General features: G+C 69.4%; 15 protein-coding genes. 14 read left to right on the forward strand and 1 reads right to left on the reverse strand.

Annotation, left to right across the window (positions count from 1 at the left end):
- Nucleotides 1–145: 145 nt before the first annotated feature.
- The 10 genes from pstC (at nt 146) to MT347_RS13275 (ending at nt 14,013) form a co-directional block, all read left to right on the forward strand.
- Nucleotides 146–1,156: a phosphate ABC transporter permease subunit PstC gene (pstC, locus tag MT347_RS13230; protein ID WP_243501652.1), complete on the forward strand. Its 1,011-nt coding sequence runs from the start codon at nt 146–148 to the stop codon at nt 1,154–1,156.
- Entirely contained in the window at nt 1,156–2,493 is a 1,338-nt protein-coding gene (pstA, locus tag MT347_RS13235; RefSeq protein ID WP_243501653.1) for a phosphate ABC transporter permease PstA, read from the forward strand. The genes pstC and pstA overlap by 1 nt, the downstream gene beginning before the upstream one ends.
- A complete protein-coding gene (gene pstS / locus MT347_RS13240) occupies nt 2,490–4,058 on the forward strand; it encodes a phosphate ABC transporter substrate-binding protein PstS (RefSeq protein ID WP_243501654.1) in 1,569 nt (522 codons plus the stop codon). The genes pstA and pstS overlap by 4 nt, the downstream gene beginning before the upstream one ends.
- A gap of 156 nt (nt 4,059–4,214) precedes the next feature.
- Nucleotides 4,215–6,836, forward strand: coding sequence for a hypothetical protein (locus MT347_RS13245; RefSeq protein WP_243501655.1), 2,622 nt, complete (start codon nt 4,215–4,217; stop codon nt 6,834–6,836).
- Between the two features lie 90 nt (nt 6,837–6,926).
- Entirely contained in the window at nt 6,927–8,027 is a 1,101-nt protein-coding gene (locus MT347_RS13250) for a hypothetical protein (RefSeq protein WP_243501656.1), read from the forward strand.
- Nucleotides 8,028–8,052: 25 nt separating this feature from the next.
- Nucleotides 8,053–9,594: an Ig domain-containing protein gene (locus MT347_RS13255; protein ID WP_243501657.1), complete on the forward strand. Its 1,542-nt coding sequence runs from the start codon at nt 8,053–8,055 to the stop codon at nt 9,592–9,594.
- Between the two features lie 284 nt (nt 9,595–9,878).
- Entirely contained in the window at nt 9,879–10,973 is a 1,095-nt protein-coding gene (locus MT347_RS13260; protein WP_243501658.1) for a DUF916 domain-containing protein, read from the forward strand.
- The gene (locus MT347_RS13265; protein ID WP_243501659.1) at nt 10,970–11,731 is read left to right on the forward strand and encodes a hypothetical protein; all 762 of its coding nucleotides are present in this window, start codon (nt 10,970–10,972) and stop codon (nt 11,729–11,731) included. The genes MT347_RS13260 and MT347_RS13265 overlap by 4 nt, the downstream gene beginning before the upstream one ends.
- Entirely contained in the window at nt 11,728–12,699 is a 972-nt protein-coding gene (locus tag MT347_RS13270) for a sortase domain-bontaining protein (protein ID WP_243501660.1), read from the forward strand. The genes MT347_RS13265 and MT347_RS13270 overlap by 4 nt, the downstream gene beginning before the upstream one ends.
- A gap of 516 nt (nt 12,700–13,215) precedes the next feature.
- Nucleotides 13,216–14,013, forward strand: a complete 798-nt coding sequence (locus tag MT347_RS13275) for a phosphate ABC transporter ATP-binding protein (RefSeq protein ID WP_243501849.1) — start codon at nt 13,216–13,218, stop codon at nt 14,011–14,013.
- A gap of 14 nt (nt 14,014–14,027) precedes the next feature.
- On the opposite strand, the gene MT347_RS13280 is transcribed toward MT347_RS13275, so the two are convergent.
- Complete coding sequence (locus MT347_RS13280; protein ID WP_243501661.1) at nt 14,028–15,428, reverse strand: threonine/serine exporter ThrE family protein; 1,401 nt, start codon at nt 15,426–15,428, stop codon at nt 14,028–14,030.
- A gap of 181 nt (nt 15,429–15,609) precedes the next feature.
- Between MT347_RS13280 and MT347_RS13285 the strand changes: the two genes are divergently transcribed.
- The 4 genes from MT347_RS13285 to MT347_RS13300 all read left to right on the forward strand — a co-directional run bounded on the left by MT347_RS13285 (nt 15,610) and on the right by MT347_RS13300 (nt 20,391).
- Complete coding sequence (locus tag MT347_RS13285; protein ID WP_243501662.1) at nt 15,610–16,896, forward strand: aspartate kinase; 1,287 nt, start codon at nt 15,610–15,612, stop codon at nt 16,894–16,896.
- Nucleotides 16,897–17,132: 236 nt separating this feature from the next.
- Nucleotides 17,133–18,203 carry an aspartate-semialdehyde dehydrogenase gene (locus MT347_RS13290; RefSeq protein WP_243501663.1) on the forward strand — a complete coding sequence of 357 codons (1,071 nt, stop codon included), beginning with the start codon at nt 17,133–17,135 and terminating at the stop codon, nt 18,201–18,203.
- Nucleotides 18,204–18,305: 102 nt separating this feature from the next.
- Nucleotides 18,306–19,778 (forward strand): malate:quinone oxidoreductase, encoded by a 1,473-nt coding sequence (locus tag MT347_RS13295; RefSeq protein ID WP_308194236.1) that lies wholly within the window; start codon nt 18,306–18,308, stop codon nt 19,776–19,778.
- Between the two features lie 7 nt (nt 19,779–19,785).
- Nucleotides 19,786–20,391, forward strand: coding sequence for a thymidine kinase (locus MT347_RS13300; protein WP_243501664.1), 606 nt, complete (start codon nt 19,786–19,788; stop codon nt 20,389–20,391).
- Nucleotides 20,392–20,397 lie beyond the last annotated feature (6 nt).

Raw genomic sequence — 20,397 nt, forward strand, 5'->3', positions numbered from 1 at the left:
GCCACTGCCGGTCACCCCGAGCCGGCACCAGAGTGAGCGAGCACATCGCGACTCGGCCGGTCGACCGGCGCCCCGTGATCGCCTCGTCATCCGAGGGCGAGCGCCGAGGGTGTGGGCGGCGCCGAACGCGATCGATGGAGGGCGCATGACGGACACCATGACGGAGGTGCTGCCACCGGTCACGAAGCCGACCCCGCGGTCGCTGAAGAGCGCACCCGTGGTGGCCGACCGTGTGTTCCGCACCACCTCCTACGCCGCGGGAGCGATCACCGTGGCGATCATGCTGGCGGTGGGCGTCTTCCTCACCGCGCGCGCCGGCGATGCGCTCGCCGTCGCGGGCCCGTCGTTCCTGACCACTCAGGAGTGGTCGCCCGAAACGGGCACGTTCGGTGTGGCGGCGGTGCTCTTCGGCACGGTGACGATCGCTCTCGTCGCCATGGCCGTCTCGGTGCCGCTCGCCATGGGGACGGCCCTGCTCATCAGCGAGATCGCGCCGGTGACGGTGCGGGGCTTCCTGGTGACGATGGTCGATCTGATGGCGGCCGTCCCGAGCGTGGTCTTCGGCCTGTGGGGGGTGTTCTTCCTGCAGTCGGGCGTCATCCCCGTCGCCCAGTGGATCTCGATCTACTTCGGATGGATCCCCCTGTTCCAGGTGACCGATCCGGCGGGTGCGCGTCTGACGGAGGCCGGTGCCTTCACGTCGTCGGCCTTCATCGCCGGAATCGTCGTGGCGCTGATGGTGGTTCCGACACAGACCTCCGTCATGCGCGAGGCGTTCTCGCAGGCGCCCCTCGGTGAACGCGAGGGAGCCTTGGCGCTCGGCTCGACGCGGTGGGGGATGATCCGCGCCGTCGTCCTGCCGTTCGGCCGCGGCGGGATCATCGGCGGAACGATGCTGGGCCTGGGTCGCGCCCTGGGCGAGACGATCGCCGTCGTGATGATCATCTCGCCGATCTTCACCATCAACACGCAGCTGCTGAAGACGGGAACGAACTCGGTGTCGGCGCTCATCGCGCTGAGATACGGCGAGGCCAGTCAGTTCGGCCTGTCGGCACTGATGGCCGCGGGGCTGGTGCTGTTCATCATCACCCTCATCGTCAACTTCACCGCGTCGACGATCGTCGCGCGCAGCAGGTCCGGGGCGGAGAGCAACTGATGGCCATCATCACGCCCGAGGCGCCCCCGATGCCCCTCGACGACCAGCCGTCGGTCGAGCCGCCGCGAACGTCCCTCCCACGGCGGACGGGCGCCGTCGGCGCGCGGCGCGACGTGCGCTCCGTTCCGTTCGGCGATCGTTTCGACCTCATCGGCAGCGCGGCCGCCGCCGTCGCCGTCTCCACCCTCATGTTCGGGTGGCTGACCCCCATGACGGGCGTCGTCGGCTGGATCGTGCTGTCGTTCATCGCCTTCCTCGGGATCTATGCCGTGATGACGTCGATGCGCGCCGACCGCCTCGCCGTCAGCGAGCGGGTGATGACCGCGCTCTTCTACTCGGCCGGCGTCGTGCTGCTGGGCGCGCTGACGTTCGTGGTCTTCTTCACCCTCGGGCGCGGATCGTCGGCGCTGTTCCACCTCAACTTCTTCACCGAGACGATGAAGCTCGCCGGCCCGCTCGATCCGCTCACGATGGGTGGGATCACCCACGCGATCGTCGGGACCCTGATCCAGATCGGCATCGCCCTGGTCATCACCATCCCCCTCGGCATCACCACGGCGGTGTTCCTCAACGAGATCGGCGGTCCGTTCGCCCGTTTCGTCCGGACCATCTCGGATGCCATGACGGCGCTCCCCTCGATCGTCGCGGGGCTGTTCGTCTACGCCGCCGTCGTGACGCTCATCACGAACCAGCGCTCGGGGTTCGCGGCATCCCTCGCCATCAGCGTCATGATGCTGCCGATCATCATCCGGGCGTCCGACGTGGTGCTGCGGCTGGTGCCGAACAACCTGCGCGAGGCGTCGTACGCGCTGGGGACGAGCCGGTGGCGGACGGTGTGGAGCGTCGTGCTGCCCACCTCGCGCTCGGGGCTCGTCACCGCCGTCATTCTCGGCACCGCGCGCGGGATCGGCGAGACCTCGCCCGTGCTGCTGACCTCCGGTGTGACGGCGGAGATGAACGTCAACCCGTTCTCGGGGCCGATGATCTCGCTGCCGCTGCAGGTGTTCGACTTCGTCAAGTCGCCGGAGCCGAGCATGATCGCCCGCGGCTTCGGCGCCGCGGCGACTCTCGTCCTGCTCGTGCTGACGCTGTTCATGATCGCTCGTCTGATCGGCGGGCGCGGACCCGGGCAGCTCTCGGATCGTCAGCGCCGTGCCGCGGCGGCGGCATCCACCCGCGACCTCCGCCGCATCGAGGGCGCCGACGTGCCGGCATCCCGCGCCGACCGTCGCACCCGGCCCCCGCAGGGACGCCCCCCGAAGGACCTGGAGTGGCGCCTGAACGCACGCGCCCTCACGAAACGTTCCACCGCACCGACCGAGGAGAACCCGTCGTGAATGTCCGCTCCCGCCTCGCCCGGGTCGCCGCGGTGCTCGCGGTCGTCTCCCTCGTCGCGCTCTCACCGACACCCGCGCACGCCGAGGAGTACGTCACGATCACGGGCTCCGGCTCGACCTGGTCGGAGAATGCCCTCGCGCAATGGCGGAAGAATGTCGCGAGCAATTACGGCATGACGATCAACTACTCGGCCAGCGGGTCGAGCGCCGGCCGATCCGAGTTCATCAAGCAGACGGTGGACTTCGCCGTCAGTGAGATCCCGTTCCAGACGGAGTCGACGCCTGACAACCCGACGCCCGAGAGCGGCATGCCGCCGTACAAGTACATGCCGATCGTCGCCGGTGGTACCTCCCTGATGTACAACCTGAAAATCGGGGGAAAGAGAGTCACCAATCTTCGCCTGTCGGGGGAGGTGATCGCGAAGATCTTCTCCGGACAGATCTCGAAGTGGAACGACGCCGCCATCCAGGCGGACAATCCTGCCCTCGCGATGCCGGACCGCGACATCACCCCTGTGTACCGTTCCGACGGTTCCGGCACGAGCGCGCAGTTCACCCTGTGGATGAGCAAGCAGTTCGGCACCATCTGGACCCAGGGCATGCGCTCGCAGTTCCCGCAGGTCAACGCCTCGTTCAAGGGGCAGAGCGGTTCTCTGGGCGTCGCCGGGTATGTCTCCCAGGACTACGGCGAAGGAGCCATCACCTACGTCGAGTACTCCTATGCGATGAAGTCCGGCTTCCCCGTCGCCAAGGTCTTGAACAACGCGGGCTATTACGTCGAGCCGACGTTCCAGTCCGTCGCCGTGGCCCTGATGTCGGCGGGTATCAACGCCGACCTCACCCAGAATCTCGACGGCGTCTACAACAGCGGTGACCCGCGCTCGTACCCCATGTCGAGCTACTCGTACATGATCGTGCCGACCGCGCTCAACAAGACCTTCACGGAGAAGAAGGGCAAGACCCTCGGGAAATTCATCTCCTACATGCTGTGCGAGGGTCAGCAGCAGGCTTCGGCCCTGGGATACTCGCCGCTCCCGATGAATCTGGTGCAGGCCGGGTCGGACGTGATGTCCTCCATTCCGGGTTCGGGCGGAGGGATCGATTTCAGCGCCTGCAACAACCCCACCTTCAAAGCGGGCGACTCTCCGTCGAACAATCAGCTCGCCGCAACCGCCCCCAACCCTCCGGACTGCGACAAGCGCGGCCCGACGCAGTGCGTCGAAGGAACGGGTGGTGCCCAGGAGGCGACGGACGCGACGGGATCGGGCGGCGTCTCGGGCGGGGCCAGCAGCGCCGACGCGGGAGCCGGCACCACCACGACCACCGATCCAGCCGCAGCCGCGGGTGCTCAGGCGGCCGGCTCGGAACCGGTCTACGACGCCAACGGCAACCTGGTCTCCGGAGGCGGAGCGGTGAACGCCGCGACGTCACTGCCCTTCACGATCGCGGAGGGAGGGTGGGGACCGCAGGCGTACGTCATGCTCGCGGCGGCTCTGCTGCTGGTCGGGGCCATCCTCGTTCCCCCGCTCGTCCTACGCCGGCGTGGCTCGGGGGCTCGGCACTGACCCGAACCTGTCGTGCAGTCGCCGTGCGATGCCGTAAGGCCTGCAGTACGACGTGCTGACACCTCGTTCCCCCCTCATTCACATCGCCGCCACTCGCGGCTCGTTCTCTAGACGACGAGGCGCCGCGCGCCCGCGTCCGCAAAGGAAAGAATCGTGATGCACTCCGCAGATCGCCGCCACGTCGCCCGCCTCGGGTTGCGCCGCGGTGTGCTCGCCGTCGCCGTCGGCGTCACGGCGGGTCTGACGATCTTCGGGCTCACGGGAGGAACCGGCACCCTCCTGGCCACGACGAGCGCCGCCGCGGCCGAATCCTCGGCGGTCACGGTCACCGCGCGCCAGCAGGATTCCGACGTCGCGAACGCGCCGTTCCCCGATCTCTCCGTCACCGTTTCGCAGACGCGGGCACTCGAGGCGCAGGGCATCGTCGTGTCGTGGACGGGTGGCACGCGCTCGACCGTCCCGAACTCGCAGATCGGCGGGGCGGATTTCCTCCAGGTGTTCCAGTGCTGGGGCGACGATCCCGCGCGCCCCGGCACACCCGATAGAACGACGTGTCAATACGGAATGGCGGGGGTGCCGGGCTCGCACCGCGACGGCAACCGGGAGAACGACGCGTCCGTCGCGGACGAGGACAAGCCGTATTCGGTGCCCGGAAGCGGATTCACCAGTCCCACCTACACCGCGATCCCCTTTCGCGCCGCAGACGGCACGCTGATCGCGGCGGTGAAGGACGGCGCATACAACCTGGTGAAGGACACCTCCGGGAACGAAGTCCTGCCGGAGATGAACGACAACGAGTTCTTCTCCAAGTTCACCAACAACATGGTCACCTGGGCCGGTTCGGGGGGAGACGGCTCCGGTTCCGTCAAGTTCGAGGTCCAGACGGCCATGCAGTCGCAGGGGCTCGGCTGCGGGGCGCCGGTCACCGGTGCCGACGGAGCGGTGACGGGCAAGAGCTGTTGGCTCGTGATCGTGCCCCGCGGGAAGAAGGACTCCGGCTCGCCGTTCATCACCCAGTCGGGCCTGTTCTGGGACGCCTGGAAGCATCGGATCGCCGTGGAGCTGGATTTCAAGCCACTGGGCACCCGTTGCCCGATCGGCGCGGCAGAACGCCTGATGTCGGGCAGCGAACTCATCGGCCGAGCCGTGTCGTCGTGGCAGCCCGCCGTGTGTCAGCAGGCGGGTGGCAGCATCTACTCCGCCCTCACGGGCGCGGAGTCCGATGCGGCTCTCGCGGCCAACGGCACCGCCGCCGCGCCGCTCGCGCTCACGTCGAGAGCGCTCGACCCCGATCTCGCGACGGACTCCCTGCGGTACGCGCCGATCGGGATCACAGGCGCCGCGATCTCCTTCGCGATCGATCGCAATCCGCGCCCCGGGGATTCCACCGTCCCGGAAGACGTGCAGGCCCGGATCGGGCTGCCGTTCGAGAGCCTGAAGCTCACTCCCCGTCTCGTGGCGAAGCTGCTGACGAATTCGTATCTGGACTCGTTGCCCACCTTCGCCGACCGTGACCATCTCAGCCATCTCGTCGACACCGGGGAGGTGGGCGAGGACGAGAAGCCCGTGATGAAGCGCGTGTACAACCCGCGTAATCTCACGACGGATCCGGAGTTCCTCGCCATCAACGATCCGGAATGGGCGCACCAGTCGCTCGCCACCGTGTCTCTGGCGGACATGCTCGTGCCGCAAGGCCGCTCGGACGTGGCGTGGGCGCTGTGGACGTACGTCGTCAGCGACGACTCCGCCCGCGCGTTCCTCGAAGGCACGCCGGACGAGACCGGCATGACGGTCAATCCGTGGAGTGCCACAACGGCCGAGGCCAACCGGTCGGGACTGGCGATGCGGCTCCCGCGGGAGGAATTCCCGAAGGCCGACCCGGTCGAGCAGGCGGAGACCTCCAACGCGGGACCCGTCAACCTCGTGACGTGGCGCCCCTACACGAACGATTTCGACGCCGGCGCCTACGACACCCTGCGCGGCGATGGGTTGATCCTCGGGGGGTGGGAGCCGGGCGCCACTCCGCCCCGCTACGGCAAGTCGGAACGGCAGCTGCCCGGGCAGCAGAGCATGCTCGCCCTCACGGACACCGCCTCGGCGGCTCGCTATCAGGTCGTCACGGCCGAGCTCCGCAACCCCGCCGGAAACTTCGTCGCAGCCACGGCCCAGGCGATGGCCGCCGCCGCCGATGCGATGGTCAGCGACCCCCGTCAGGGGCAGGTCATGGCGTTCGACCCGGCATCGCCCGCGGCGAGACAGGCGACCGGGGCCTACCCGCTCACCCTCCCGGTCTACGCGGCGGCGAATCCACTGATGAAGGATGCCGAACTCCGCCGGAGCTACGCCGCATTCATCCGATTCGCCTCGACGACCGGCCAGTCGCCGGGAACCTCCCTCGGGCAGCTTCCCGAGGGCTACGTCCCGCTCCCCGATTCGTGGCGCTCTCGGGCGGCCATGGCGGCGGATGACATCGAGCTCGGGCGCGTTCCCACCACGGTGACCGAAGCTCCCGCGGCGACGGGAGGCGTGCCGTTCCCCGCCGGCGGGGTCGTCGGGAGCGCGCGCGCAGCCACATCGCCTCAGACGGCCGCGGCGCCCGCGGCAGAGACGACGAGTCCCGCCGCCGAGGGCTCCGCCGCGGCTGCTCTCGCCGGTGGAGTCACGCCGGCCGACCCCGACCCGGGCGCCTTGACGGCCGCCCTCCCGCTCAGCGTGCTGGGCGGTCTCGCCTGCGCACTGACGGTTCCCCTCTTCGGACGCCTGCGGCGACGCCTGTAGACCCGCGCTCCGACCCTCCGCCCTCCCTTCCCTCAACTGAACACCCGACAAAACCCGATAAACCCTGCAACACCTATGAAAGGTAATGAGTTGAAGCTCAAGAAGCTGGTCGCCATGGGGGCGGCTTGCGGTATCGCGATCGCCGGTTTCGGCGTCGCATCCATGGCCTCGGCGGAGCCGGTCTCGAACAGCTACGCGCTGGTCGGTTCGGACACGCTGCAGGACTCCGTGAACGCCATCACGAACGGAACGACCCTCACCGGCTCGCTCGTGCGCGTCACGTCCTCCAACAAGACCCTCGGCAACTTCGACGCGTTCGGTACCACCGCGATCCAGACCAAGCAGGCGGGCGCTTTCTTCGGTCGTCCGGCGGGTTCGAGCGCGGGCGTCAACGCCCTGCGCGCATCGATCAACGGCAAGCCCTACACCGGCAACTCGGCTGTTCCCGCGCGCATCATCACGGGTCAGGTCGACATCGCCCGGTCGTCGGGCGGCCCGGGCACGAACGCCAACGCCAACGGCTTGCTCGCGTACGTGCCCTACGGTCGCGACGCGGTCGGCTTCGCCTTCAAGGGCGGCGACGCGGCGTGGGCGAGCCTGACGGCAGCGCAGTTGAAGTCGATCTACGACTGCTCGAACACCACGGTGAATGGCGTCACCGTCAAGCCGCGCATCCCGCAGAGCGGTTCGGGCACGCGCAGCTTCTTCCTGAGCGCGATCGGCAACCCGACTCTGGGCTCGTGCGTGACCGACGCAACGGGCACGACGCCGGAGAACGACGCGTCCGTCCTCGGTGACAACGAGCTCATCCCGTTCAGCGCGGCGAGCTGGGTCGCGCAGGCGAACGGTGCGACCGGGACGAACAGCACCACGGCCACCGGCGTCTCGTTCGGATCGGCCGTCGCCGGTCAGACGGCGTTCACGGGAACCGCTCCGAATCTCGTCCCGAACAAGGCGTACTACGACGACGCCACCTTCGGTCGCGACACCTACCTCGTGGTCGAGTTCGCGCGCATCAGCTCGTCCGACGCCAAGTACGACGCGGGCCTGGCCAACCTGGTCAACCCCTCGGTCACCAACAGCCTGACCAGCTTCGGATCGCTGAACACCTCGGTGGGCGCGGTCAAGAAGAAGTTCGGCTTCCTCGCTCCCTCCACCACCGCCATCCAGCGCGCGTTCGCGACGCTCTGATCGACTGACGATAAGGATCTCCGACATGAACCTCAAGAAGCTCGGAACGATGGCTGCGGCCGTCGCCGCGCTCTCGCTCGTCGCGGGCGGCTTCACGGCCACCGCGGCCAACGCCGCCTCCGCCCCGCAGTTCTACCTTCTGGACGGTGGAGACGGGCACCTCATCGCCGACGACACGGTCCTGGAATGGGACTCGCAGGTGCTCGCAAGCCCCGGTACGCAGGTCGCCGACCTCGACACTCCGTTCGTCGGTACCGCGGATGCAACCGGTGCTGCGTACTTCCTCGCCAAGCCCGGCACCGAGTCGCAGCTGAACACCTGGACCGCCTCGAGTGACGGCGCTCTGACGCCCGGAACCACGAACATCCTCTCGCCCAACCTGACGCTCTCCGGCTTCCTCTTCGGCCAGTGGGCGGCGGTCAAGGCGAACGGCGGCGACTACAGCCTCGGCTTCGCGTGGACCAAGAACAACGGTCTGAACATCGCGGATGCCGGTGTGAAGTTCGTCAGCATCCACGTCAACCCGGGCGGGACCTGGACCTTCGACGACCAGGCGCCTGCCCAGACCACCGCCGTCAAGATCACGACAGCGTCGCTGCCGGCCGCCACCGTCGGAACGACGTACTCGCAGCAGCTCGCTGCAGACGGTGACGCGACCATCGCGTGGTCCGTCGACGCGGGCACCCTCCCCGCCGGCCTGACCCTGTCGGGCACCGGTCTCCTGTCGGGTACGCCGACCGCGGCCGCATCGAGCACGTTCACGGTCAAGGCGGACAACGGCAAGACGTCGGACACGAAGCAGTACACCGTCGTGGCATCCTCGACGGCTCCCACCAAGCCCGGCGCATCCACCCCGAACAAGGTCGACATCGCCGACCCCGCCAAGGGTGCGACGACGGTGACCGTGCCGGCCGGTGCCGCGCACGCGAACCAGACGCTGCAGGCGTGGGCGTGGTCCGACCCGACCAACCTGGGTCTCGCCACCGCTGACGCGAACGGCAACGTGACCGTCGACATCTCGTCGCTGACCGCCGGCGAGCACACCATCGCGCTCGTCGCGCCCGGTGACGCGGCGTTCACGGTCCTCGCGTGGGACACGATCACCAAGGTCTCCGCCGCCGGTGACACCGCCACCGACACGGTCGACCTGACCGCGGCCGTGACCGCGAGCGACCTGTGGTCGCTCAACGCCGAGTCCTCCAAGGTCGACTTCGGCAGCGTCGCGCGCGACAAGAGCGTCACCAAGCCCCTCGGCAAGGTGACGGTCGTCGACGACCGCAGCGTCCTCAAGGGCTGGGACCTGAAGGCCGCGTGGAGCTCCTTCAAGACCACCGCGGGCGACGAGATCCCCGACACGGCCCTCGCGGTCGCGCCGAAGTTCTACGCCGGTTACACCCCCGTCACCGGCGTGGCGCTGGGGATGGGCAGCCAGCTCGGCACCAGCTCGGCGGTCTCCACCCTCAGCACCGGTGCCCTGTTCGACGCCGACCTCACCTTCACGGCTCCCAAGGATGCCAAGACCGGTGACTACACCTCGACCCTGACCGTCACCCTCACCTCCAAGTGAGCTGACGGCCGGACAGGCCCGCACTGAGCCGTGCGGGGAGACGAACCCCGGTCTCCCCGCACGGTGCGTACCGCTGGAGACGATCCCCGGTCTCCGTACCCGGTGCGCCCCGCCGGAAGACCTCCCCCTGGTCTTCCGACACGGAGCGCCGCGCGGGAAGACTCACCCCGGTCTCCCCGCGCGGCGCATCCCGCGGGCCGGACGACATGTTCCGGCTCGCCCTCCATCAGACCTCGTTCACCCGCGCGACAGTCCTACGTCGCTCCCACCTGCGGAGATATACCGTGCTCTCCTCGACCTCGCGGCGCCGCTTCCCGGCTCTGGGTGCCGCTGTCATCGCCGTCGCGGCGATGTTCGCCCTCCTCGTCCCCACGGCGCCCGCGACGGCGGCCGAAGGGGACGCCCCGACGACCATCGGCGTGGCGACACGCCCGGCCGGTGACGACGGACGGCCCGACGGCCGCTCCCGGTTCTCGTACACCGCCGACCCCGGACAGGCGGTGACCGACCGCGTCCTGGTGGGCAATACCGGCTCGCAGCGCCAGGACTTCACCGTCTACGCCACCGACGCGTACAACGCCGCCGACGGCAGCTTCTCGCTGCTGGCGACGGCGGACGCCCCGACCTCCGTCGGCGCCTGGCTGCGCTTCGACGACGGCTCCGACCGGGTGCAGTTCTCGCTCGAGCCGAACGAGGTGCGTCTTCTTCCTTTCACCGTCGCCTTCCCGGCCGACGCCACGCCCGGCGACCACGTCGGCGGCCTCGTCGCCTCGGTGATCGAGGCGGGTGCACAGGTCAGCGTCGACCGCCGCGTCGCCACGTCGATCTTCGCCCGCGTCTCCGGCGAGCTGCAGCCGCAGCTGAGCATCGGTAGCTACGACGCCACGTACGAGGGCGACTGGTGGAATCCGTTCGCCGGCGACGTCCGCCTGCATTTCACCGTGACGAATCCGGGCAACGTGGCCCTCGCCGCGAATCTGACCTCCGGCGTCGTGACGTGGTTCGGAGCCCCCGTCGCGGGGCCGCAGGGCGGCGCCATCCCGGTCCTGCTCCCCGGCAACACCGCCACCTACGACGTGAACGTCGGGGGAGTCGCGCAGTGGCTCTACCTCAACCCCCGCACCGTGCTCAGCCCGTTCGTGGATTCTCCGGATGCCGCTCAGCAGCTCTCCGTCACCCCGATCTCCCGGGATGCCATCACCTTCGGCATCCCGTGGATGCTCTTCATCCTCACGGGGCTCGTCGGCGCCGCGGTGCTGTTCGTCCGCTGGCGGCGACGCCGTGACGAGGCGCGCGCGCAGGAATGGGTCGAGTACATGGAGCGTGCGGCTGCGGCGGAGGCGGACGAGCTCGCCAGCGCCGGAACGGGCTCCTCGTGACGCGCCGACCGCGGGCCGTCGTCCGCGCCGCGGTCGGAGTCGCGTTGGTGATGATGGGGGCGATCGCGGCGGCGCCCGTGTGGGCCGCGAGCGACGCCGGAACGGGGACGCCGCTGTCGGTCACGATCTCCGACGGGTCGACCCCGGCAGCCTCGTCCTCTGGCACGGCGGGCGGTGCGGTCCCGAATCCCGCCGCGACCTCCGGCGGCTCACGCGGCGGAGGGGCATCGACCGGTGCGTCCGTCGGAGGCGGCGGGACCGGGGGAGCACCCGTCCGCGGTGAGGCCGCGGCGGGGGAGACGAGCGTGGGCGGCGGGCTCTACGTCGGCGGTCTGAACGGGTCGGGCACCCCGCAGCTCGATCCGTCCGACGGCCGGGTCGACGTGTGGTTCACGGTGCGCAACGCGTCAACGTCCCCGATCGACGCGAGCGCGACGTTCTGGATGGATGCGCCGATCTTCGTCATCCGGATCGACAGCGACGACGTGGCCATCCCCGCGTTGCAACCCGGCGAGTCGCGCGTGGTGTCGGCCACCTTGCGCGGTGCCGGGCAGTGGACGCTCCTCAGCACCCACGTGACGTTCACCCCGCCCGACACGGTCGACGGCGCGGCGCTGACCCCGGTCACGCGAGACGCGCTCGTGCTGCTGTTCCCCTGGCTGGCCGTGATGATCGCGGTCGTCGTGATCGTGGCCGTGCTCGTGGTCCGCGCGACCAGAAGCGCCCTGGCGGCGGTTCCCGCCGTGGCGGCATCGTGACCCTCTTCGCGCCCCGCGGCGGTCACGCCTCCGGGTCCCACGCCTCCGGGGTGTCCTCGGCCGGCGCGCCTCCTCTCCCGCCCCGGCGCGTCCCTCGTCCCCGACCCACCTACGCGCCCCTGTCTCCGACCCAGGTGCTCGTGCGCGGGGTGCTGGTGTCGGTGTCGGTGCTCGTGCTGGTCTTCCTCATCAACCTCCTCGTGGTCAGCCATGTCACTCACTTCGCCGCCCAGCAGCAGCTCCGCGACACGTATCGCGCCCAGCTCTCAGCCGGTACCGCGCCGGTGAGCGAGGGGGACTTCGACGATCACCTCCTCGACGACGGCGCTCCCGTCGCAATCCTGTCGATCCCGCAGCTGGGCATCGACGAGGTGGTGTCCGAGGGGACCACCTCGGGCGTGCTCATGCAGGGCCCCGGTCATCGACGAGACACGGTCCTCCCCGGCCAGGCGGGGGTGAGCGTGATCATGGGGCGCACCGCGGCTTTCGGCGGCCCCTTCGGACGACTCCAGACCCTGCAGCCCGGCGAGACCTTCACCGTGCGCACGGGCCAGGGCGAGCAGGGCTTCCAGGTACTGGGAGTCCGGTACGCCGGAGACCCGACCCCGCCGGCGCCGGTGCGCGGCGAGAGCCGTCTCATCCTCATGTCGGCGCGCGGCGCTCCGTACCTGCCGACGGGGGTGGCCTACGTGGATGCCAGATCCACCGGCACCGTCCAGGCGGCGGGCACGCGCCAGACCACGTCGATGACCCTCCCGCTCCAGGCGAAGCCGCTCGCGACCGACATGACGACCGTGTGGGCCCTGGTGTTCGCCCTGCAGTTCCTCGTCGTCGCCGAGCTGCTCGCCGTGTGGGCCTATCGACGTGTGGGGTGGCGCAAGACGTGGATCGTCTTCGCCCCCGTCCTGCTGCTGGCGAGCGTCTTCGTCTCCGATCAGCTCGTCCGCCTCCTTCCCAACCTCCTCTGACCGGAGCCGTCGATGCCCCCTCTCCACGAACCCGACCCCGGCGACGTCGTCGCGCCCGGGCGTGCCCTGCCCTCGTTCTCGTCCGCGGACGGTGCCGGCGAGGGCATGGCGGACCCCCTCCGCACCGACGTGATGAACGTCGAGATCGCGACCGGCGATCCGTACATGACAGATGTCTTCACCGTGGAGGAGTTCGACGCTCTGACGCAGGCGACGAACGGAGCGATCCTTCCGGCGCCCGTGGTGGCCCCCGCGGAGGGCTCGGTCGCCGCCCAGGCGCGCCGGGCGCGACGGACCACTCGGCTGTTCGGTCGGCCACCGGGGTCCGGTTCCGAGGAGGTCACGGCCGTGATCGCCCCCGCCCCCGTGATCACTCCGGCCCCCGTGTTCGCGCCGCCGACCTCGTTCCCATCCGCAACGACGTCAGCCGGTTTTACGGTGCCGGCCGCGTCGGTGCGCGCATCGAGCGTGTCGCCCCTTGGCGGCACCGCGCCCGCACCCGCGAGCTTCCCGCCGATGCCCGTCGCTGAACCGCGCGCGCTATCCGAACTCGACGCGCGCTCCATCTCCGCGTGGTTCGGCGACCATCAGGTGCTCCTCGATGTCTCGCTCACGATGCCTCCGGGGCAGGTCACGGCGCTCATCGGCCCCTCGGGCTGCGGCAAGTCGACGTTCCTGCGCATCCTCAACCGCATGCACGAGCTCGTGCCATCGGCATCCCTCGCCGGTGAGGTGCGACTCGACGGCGACGACATCTACGACCCGAGCCACCGGCTCATCGATGCGCGCAAGCACATCGGCATGGTCTTCCAGAAGCCGAACCCGTTCCCGGCCATGTCGATCTACGACAACGTCATCGCCGGGTTGAAGCTCACCGGACGTCGGGCAGGCCGCGACGAGAAGGACCACCTCGTCGAAACCTCCCTGCACAGCGCCGGCCTGTGGAAAGAGGTCAAAGACCGTCTGCGCGCTCCCGGCGGCGGGCTGTCGGGCGGCCAGCAGCAGCGCCTTTGCATCGCGCGGTCGCTGGCGATCCGGCCCAAGGTCCTGCTCATGGACGAGCCCTGCTCCGCCCTCGATCCCACCTCGACGCGCGTCATCGAGGAGACGATGGGCGAACTGCAGAAGGAGCTCACGATCGTCATCGTCACGCACAACATGCAGCAGGCGCAGCGCGTCTCGCAGCAGTGCGCCTTCTTCCTGGCATCCCAGGGGCAGCCGGGCCACATCGTCGAGCACGGCGACACCGAGGCCATGTTCGACTCGCCCCTCGACCCCCGCACCTACGACTACGTCAACGGACGATTCGGGTAAACGTCCACCGCGCCCTACCCCCGCGTTCGCGCCCGTGCCCGGGTCACGCTCGACAGCGTCGCGCGCACCGGCTGACCGACGTAGATGCCGAGGGAAGCGCCCACGGCCAGGGCGATGCCGATCGTCGCGGCTCCGGCGAGCGTCGTGACGCCCGTCATGAGCACGGCCGCGTCCTCGCCCGACTCGACGATGCCGAGCAGGCCGCGGAACACCGCGGCACCGGGAACGAGCGGAAGGATCGCCGCGGTGGTGATCGCGACGGAGGGGACGTGCAACCGGTAGGCCACGACGATCCCCGCGAAGCTGCCGATGAAGGCGCCCACGCCGCTGGCGGCGGCCACCTCGAAGCCCAGGGCGGTCGCACCGACGTACCCGGCCCACGCGACCAGGCTGAGGGCGGCGCTGACCGCGATGATCCTGCCGCCCGCGCCGTTGTACACGGCCACCGCGACGGCGATCACCGCGGCACCGACGAACTGCACGGTGAGGGGGCCGAGCGGCAGCGCGTTCGACGGCGGCGACATACCCAGTCCGACGACGCGCACCGTCTCGAGGCCCGCCAGGATCCCGAGCACGACACCCAGGGTCTGCGTGGTGAGTTCCAAGATCCGTCCGGTGGCGGTCAGTGCGAAGCCGTCGATGGCGTCCTGCGCCGCGCCCACCACGGTGAGTCCCGCGAGCATGAGCACGATTCCGGATGCCACGATCACCGACGGCCGGATGTCGACGGCGGCGTCGAGGCCGGTGTACCGCAGCAGCGGCGAGAGCGCGGCGACGACGGTCAAGACGAATCCGCCGGCGATCTGGGCGAAGAAGTACGGGATGCGGGCGCGCGCCATCACGTGCTGGGTCGTGGCGGCCAGTGCCGCCGCGATGAACGACAGCACCAGCGCGAGCCAGTTGGCACCGAACATGATCGCGACACCGGCGGCCAGCGATGCCTGCGAGACGATCACGATCGCGGGGCGGTAGCGGAAGGGCAGTCGCCGGATCGCGCGGCAGCGGACGATCGCGTCGTCGAGGGCGAGTCCGTCGGCGACCTCGGTGACGAGGGCCTGCAGACGCTGCAGCTTGGCGTGGTCGGGTACGGACCCGCGCACCACGCGCAACAACGTGGTGGGGTGGTTCGCCCCCGGCCGGCTGTGCGCGATGGTGATGGAGTTGTACGTCACGTCCACGTGCACGGGATCGAGACCGTACGCCGCGCACACCCGCACGATCGTGAGCGTGACTTCGTTGGCGGGTGCGCCGACGACGAGCATCGTCTCGCCGATCCGGATGGCGAGGTCGAGGATGCGGGTGGCCAGTGCCTCGTCGATGACCGGGATCAGGGTCGTGTCGGGGGATGCCGAGTCGTCTGCGGACTGCGTGAGACGGCGCAGCGAAGACAGCCAGTGAGCAGGGGTGAGCGGCATGCGATCGCTCCAGGGGGGAGGGGGTGGAACGCGTCGATCCTATCCGCGGGCACCCGGGGGAACGCCCGGCGGCGGGCGCATGGCGGAGGCGGTATGCGTGCGCCTCTAGGATGTTCCAGGGCGCGGCACGAGCGCCGGCGTCGTGGCATCCCGACGCACGACCCCTCCGGGAGTTCTCCTCATGGCTCTGATCGTCCAGAAGTACGGCGGCTCGTCCGTCGCCGACGCCGAGAGCATCAAGCGGGTCGCCAAGCGCATCGTCGACACGCGTCGCGCCGGCCACGAGGTCGTCGTGGCGGTCAGCGCCATGGGTGACACCACCGACGAACTGCTCGACCTCGCGGGTCAGGTCGCTCCGATCCCCGCGCCGCGCGAGCTCGACATGTTGCTCTCCAGTGGCGAGCGCATCTCGATGGCGCTGCTGGCCATGGCGATCCACTCCATGGGTTTCGAGGCGCGGTCCTTCACCGGCAGCCAGGCGGGCATGATCACCGATGCCACGCACGGCGCCGCCCGCATCGTCGACGTCACGCCCGTGCGCCTGCGCGAGGCGCTCGACGAGGGCGCGATCGTCATCGTCGCCGGCTTCCAGGGTTTCAGCCGCGACACCCGCGACATCACGACCCTCGGCCGCGGCGGCTCCGACACCACCGCCGTCGCGCTCGCCGCGGCGCTGAAGGCGGATGTCTGCGAGATCTACAGCGACGTCGACGGCATCTTCACCGCCGACCCGCGCGTCGTGCCGCTCGCCCGCAAGCTCGAGCGCGTCGGCAGCGAAGAGATGCTGGAGCTGGCCGCCAACGGTGCGAAGGTGCTGTACATCCGCGCGGTCGAGTACGCACGCCGTCACGGGGTGCTCATCCACGCCCGGTCCACCTTCAGCCCGGGTGAGGGCACCTGGGTGCTCGACGCCTCGAAGACCTCCGCACTCGTCCCCGAAAGAGGAGCCATGGAAGAGCCCATCGTCGCCGGCGTCGCCACCGACCTCAGCCAGGCCAAGATCACCGTCATCGGCGTTCCCGACGTCCCCGGCAAAGCAGCCGACATCTTCAAGATCGTCGCCAAGTCCGGCGCGAACGTCGACATGATCGTGCAGAACGTCTCGGCCGCCGCGACCGCGCGCACCGACATCTCCTTCACGCTGCCCAAGACCGACGCGGCGACCGCACTGCGTGCCCTCGCCGGCGAGCAGTCCGAGGTCGGGTTCGAGAGCCTCGTGCACGACGACCAGATCGGCAAGCTCTCGGTCGTCGGTGCCGGCATGCGCACGCACTCGGGCGTCTCGGCGACGCTGTTCGAGGCGCTGAGCATGGCGGGCGTGAACATCGAGATGATCTCGACCTCCGAGATCCGCATCTCGGTCGTCGTGCGCGGCGTCGACCTCGCCGAGGCCGCGCGGCTGGTGCACACCGCCTACGGTCTGGACGGCGACGCCGAGGCCACGGTCCACGCCGGCAGCGGTCGCTGACTCCGGCTGTCGCCGCACCCGTCCGCCGTCCCACCCGACCGCCTCGCTGCGGACACAACTCGGGAGTTTCGCCACTGCCCGTCGTTCGAGCGGCGGAATCCCGCCGATCTGCGGCGGGGGAGTGACAGTTCTCCTGCGTCCGGACGCCACGGCCGTCGCCCACCGCCTCCGCGCGCTACCCTGACCCGACACGCCGCTCTCGCGGCATCCACCACCCGAACACCCGAGGACCACGCATGACCCGCATCTCCGATTCCGGAATCTCCCTCGCCGTCGTCGGCGCCACCGGCCAGGTCGGCACCGTCATGCTCGAGATCCTCGCCGAGCGCTCCTTCCCGATCCGCGAGCTCCGCCTGTTCGCCACCGCGCGCTCCGCCGGTACTTCGATCTCTTTCGGCGGGCAGTCCGTCGTCGTCGAGGACGTCGCAACGGCCGACCCCGCCGGCATCGATGTCGCGCTCTTCTCGGCCGGCGCCACCGGCAGCCGCGCGCACGCCCCCCGCTTCGCCGAGGCGGGCGCTCTCGTCATCGACAACTCCAGCGCCTGGCGCATGGATGCCGAGGTGCCCCTCGTCGTGAGCGAGGTCAACCCGCACGCGATCGACCAGGCCGTGAAGGGCATCGTCGCCAATCCCAACTGCACCACCATGGCCGCTATGCCCGTCCTCAAGGTGCTCGACACCGAGGCGGGCCTCGAGCGCCTCATCGTCAGCACCTACCAGGCCGTCTCCGGCTCCGGCCTCGCCGGGGCCCGGGAGCTGCTCGGGCAGGTCGAGGGAGTGCTCGCGCAGGGCGACGTGGAACGTCTCGTCCGCGACGGTTCGGCGCTCGACTTCCCCGCGCCCGAGAAGTACGTCGCACCCATCGCCTTCGACGTCATCCCCTTCGCGGGCAACCTCATCGACGACGGCCTGAACGAGACCGACGAAGAGAAGAAGCTGCGCAACGAGAGCCGCAAGATCCTCGAGTTGCCCGACCTCCGCGTCGCGGGCACGTGCGTCCGCGTCCCCGTCTTCACGGGCCACTCGCTCAGCATCAACGCCGAGTTCGCCCGCGACATCACGCCCGAGCGCGCCCGCGAGCTCCTCGCCGACGCCCCCGGCGTGCAGCTCGAAGAGGTGCCGACGCCGCTGCAGGCCGCCGGCACCGACCCCAGCTACGTCGGTCGCATCCGCGCGGATCAGTCCGCTCCCGAGGGCAAGGGTCTGGTGCTGTTCATCAGCAACGACAACCTGCGCAAGGGTGCGGCGCTCAACGCCGTGCAGATCGCCGAGATCGTCGCGCAGAAGCTGGTGGCCAGCGTCTGAATCCACGGCATCCGGATGCCGTGAACCCGGGGTTGTCTCGACATCGAACCGACCGATCTCTCGATGTCGAGACACCTCACGGCTCGCACCTAGAATCATCGAGTGACTGAAAACGTCGATGTTCTCCTCATCGGTGGCGGCATCATGTCCGCCACTCTCGGCACGCTGCTGAAGGATCTCCAGCCCGATCTCAAGATCGCGGTCCTGGAGCGTTTGAGCGATGTCGCACAGGAGAGCTCGAACGCCTGGAACAACGCCGGCACCGGTCACGCCGCACTGTGCGAGCTCAACTACACGCCCGAGAGCAAGGACGGCGTGATCGACCCCGCCAAGGCGGTCACGATCAACGAGCAGTTCCAGCAGAGCCGTCAGCTGTGGGCGTCCCTCGTGGCCGAGGGAGTGCTCGACGAACCGTCGACGTTCATCAACGCCACCCCGCACATGACGTTCGTGCGGGGCGAGAAAGACGTCGCCTTCCTCCGCAAGCGGTACGAGGTGCTCAAGCAGCAGCCGCTGTTCGCCGGCATCGAGTACAGCGAGGACTCCCGCGTCATCAACCAGTGGGCGCCGCTGCTCATGCAGAAGCGCCGCAAGGGCGAACCCTTCGCGGCCACGCGTGTGCCCGCCGGCACCGACGTCGACTTCGGCTCGCTGACGCGGCAGCTCTTCGCAAACCTCCGGGAGAAGGGAGTCGAGGTCGTCACCAATCACGACGTCAAGAAGCTGAAGAAGCAGAAGGACGGCACTTGGGAGGTCTCGTACCGCCATGTGATCGGCGGCACCCCGGGCTCGATCAACGCGAAGTTCGTCTTCGTCGGCGCGGGCGGCTGGGCGCTGAAGCTCCTTCAGCGTTCGGGCATCCCCGAGATCAAGGGCTACGGCGTCTTCCCCATCGGGGGGCAGTGGTTGAAGACCTCCAACCCCGACATCGTGTCGAAGCACCAGGCGAAGGTCTACTCGCAGGCCTCGGTCGGAGCCCCGCCCATGTCGGTGCCGCACCTCGACACGCGCGTCGTCGACGGCGAGTCGGCCCTGCTCTTCGGCCCGTTCGCCACCTTCAGTCCCAAGTTCTTGAAGAACGGCTCGATGCTCGACATCGTCACGCAGGTGCGCCCGCACAACATCGGGCCCATGCTCAAGGTCGCGGTCGACAACCCGAGCCTCATCAAGTACCTCGTCGGCGAACTGCTCAAGACCCACTCGAAGAAGGTCGACAGTCTCCGCGACTTCATGCCCACCGCCAAAGACGAGGACTGGGAGCTGCTCGACGCCGGTCAGCGCGCCCAGGTCATGAAGCGCGACAAGGACAAGGGCGGGGTGCTGCAGTTCGGCACGGAGGTCATCACCTCGGAAGACCGGTCGATCGCAGGGCTCCTCGGCGCCTCCCCGGGCGCCTCCACCGCCGTCTCGATCATGCTCGGTCTGATCAAGACCTGCTTCCCCGAGCGCATGCCCGCCTGGGAGCCGCGTCTGCGCGACCTCATCCCCAGCTACGGCGAGACGCTCAACACGCGTCCCGAGGTGGCTCGCAAAGAGTTGGATGCCACCGCTCGCGCGCTCGCGATCAACCCCTGAGGCCCGCGTGGCGAAGCTCTACTTCCGCTACGGGGCGATGAACTCGGGCAAGTCGACGGCCCTCCTGCAGGCGGCCTACAACTACGAGGAGCGCGGGCAGCGGGTGCTGCTCGCCAAGCCCGAGATCGACACCAAGGGTGCCGGGCAGATCGAGAGCCGTCTCGGGGTGACGCGTGCGGTCGACTTCCTCGTCGGCCCCGACGACGACCTCCGCGAGGTCTTCCAGGCGGCCGCGGGACACGCACCCGTGGCCTGCTTGCTCGTCGACGAGGCGCAGTTCTTCACCCCGGCGCAGGTCGACGACCTCCTGCGCGTCGCCGTGCTCGACGGCATCCCGGTGCTCGCCTACGGAATCCGCACCGACTTCCGCACCGAGGCCTTCCCGGGCTCCGCGCGCCTCCTCGAGATCGCCCACAGCCTCGAGGAGCTCAAGACCATCTGCCGGTGCGGTCGCAAGGCGATCTTCAACGCCCGTCTCGTCGGCGGTCGGTTCGTCTTCGACGGTGACCAGGTCGCCATCGACGAGGGGCAGATCCAGGGTGAGGTCACGTACGAATCCATGTGCGCGGTCTGCTACCTGCGCGAATCCGGCGGGCGGCTCGACGGCCGCTGACACGGA

Origin of the sequence: Microbacterium sp. VKM Ac-2923 (genome assembly GCF_022815605.1) — a bacterium.
GTDB lineage: Bacteria > Actinomycetota > Actinomycetes > Actinomycetales > Microbacteriaceae > Microbacterium.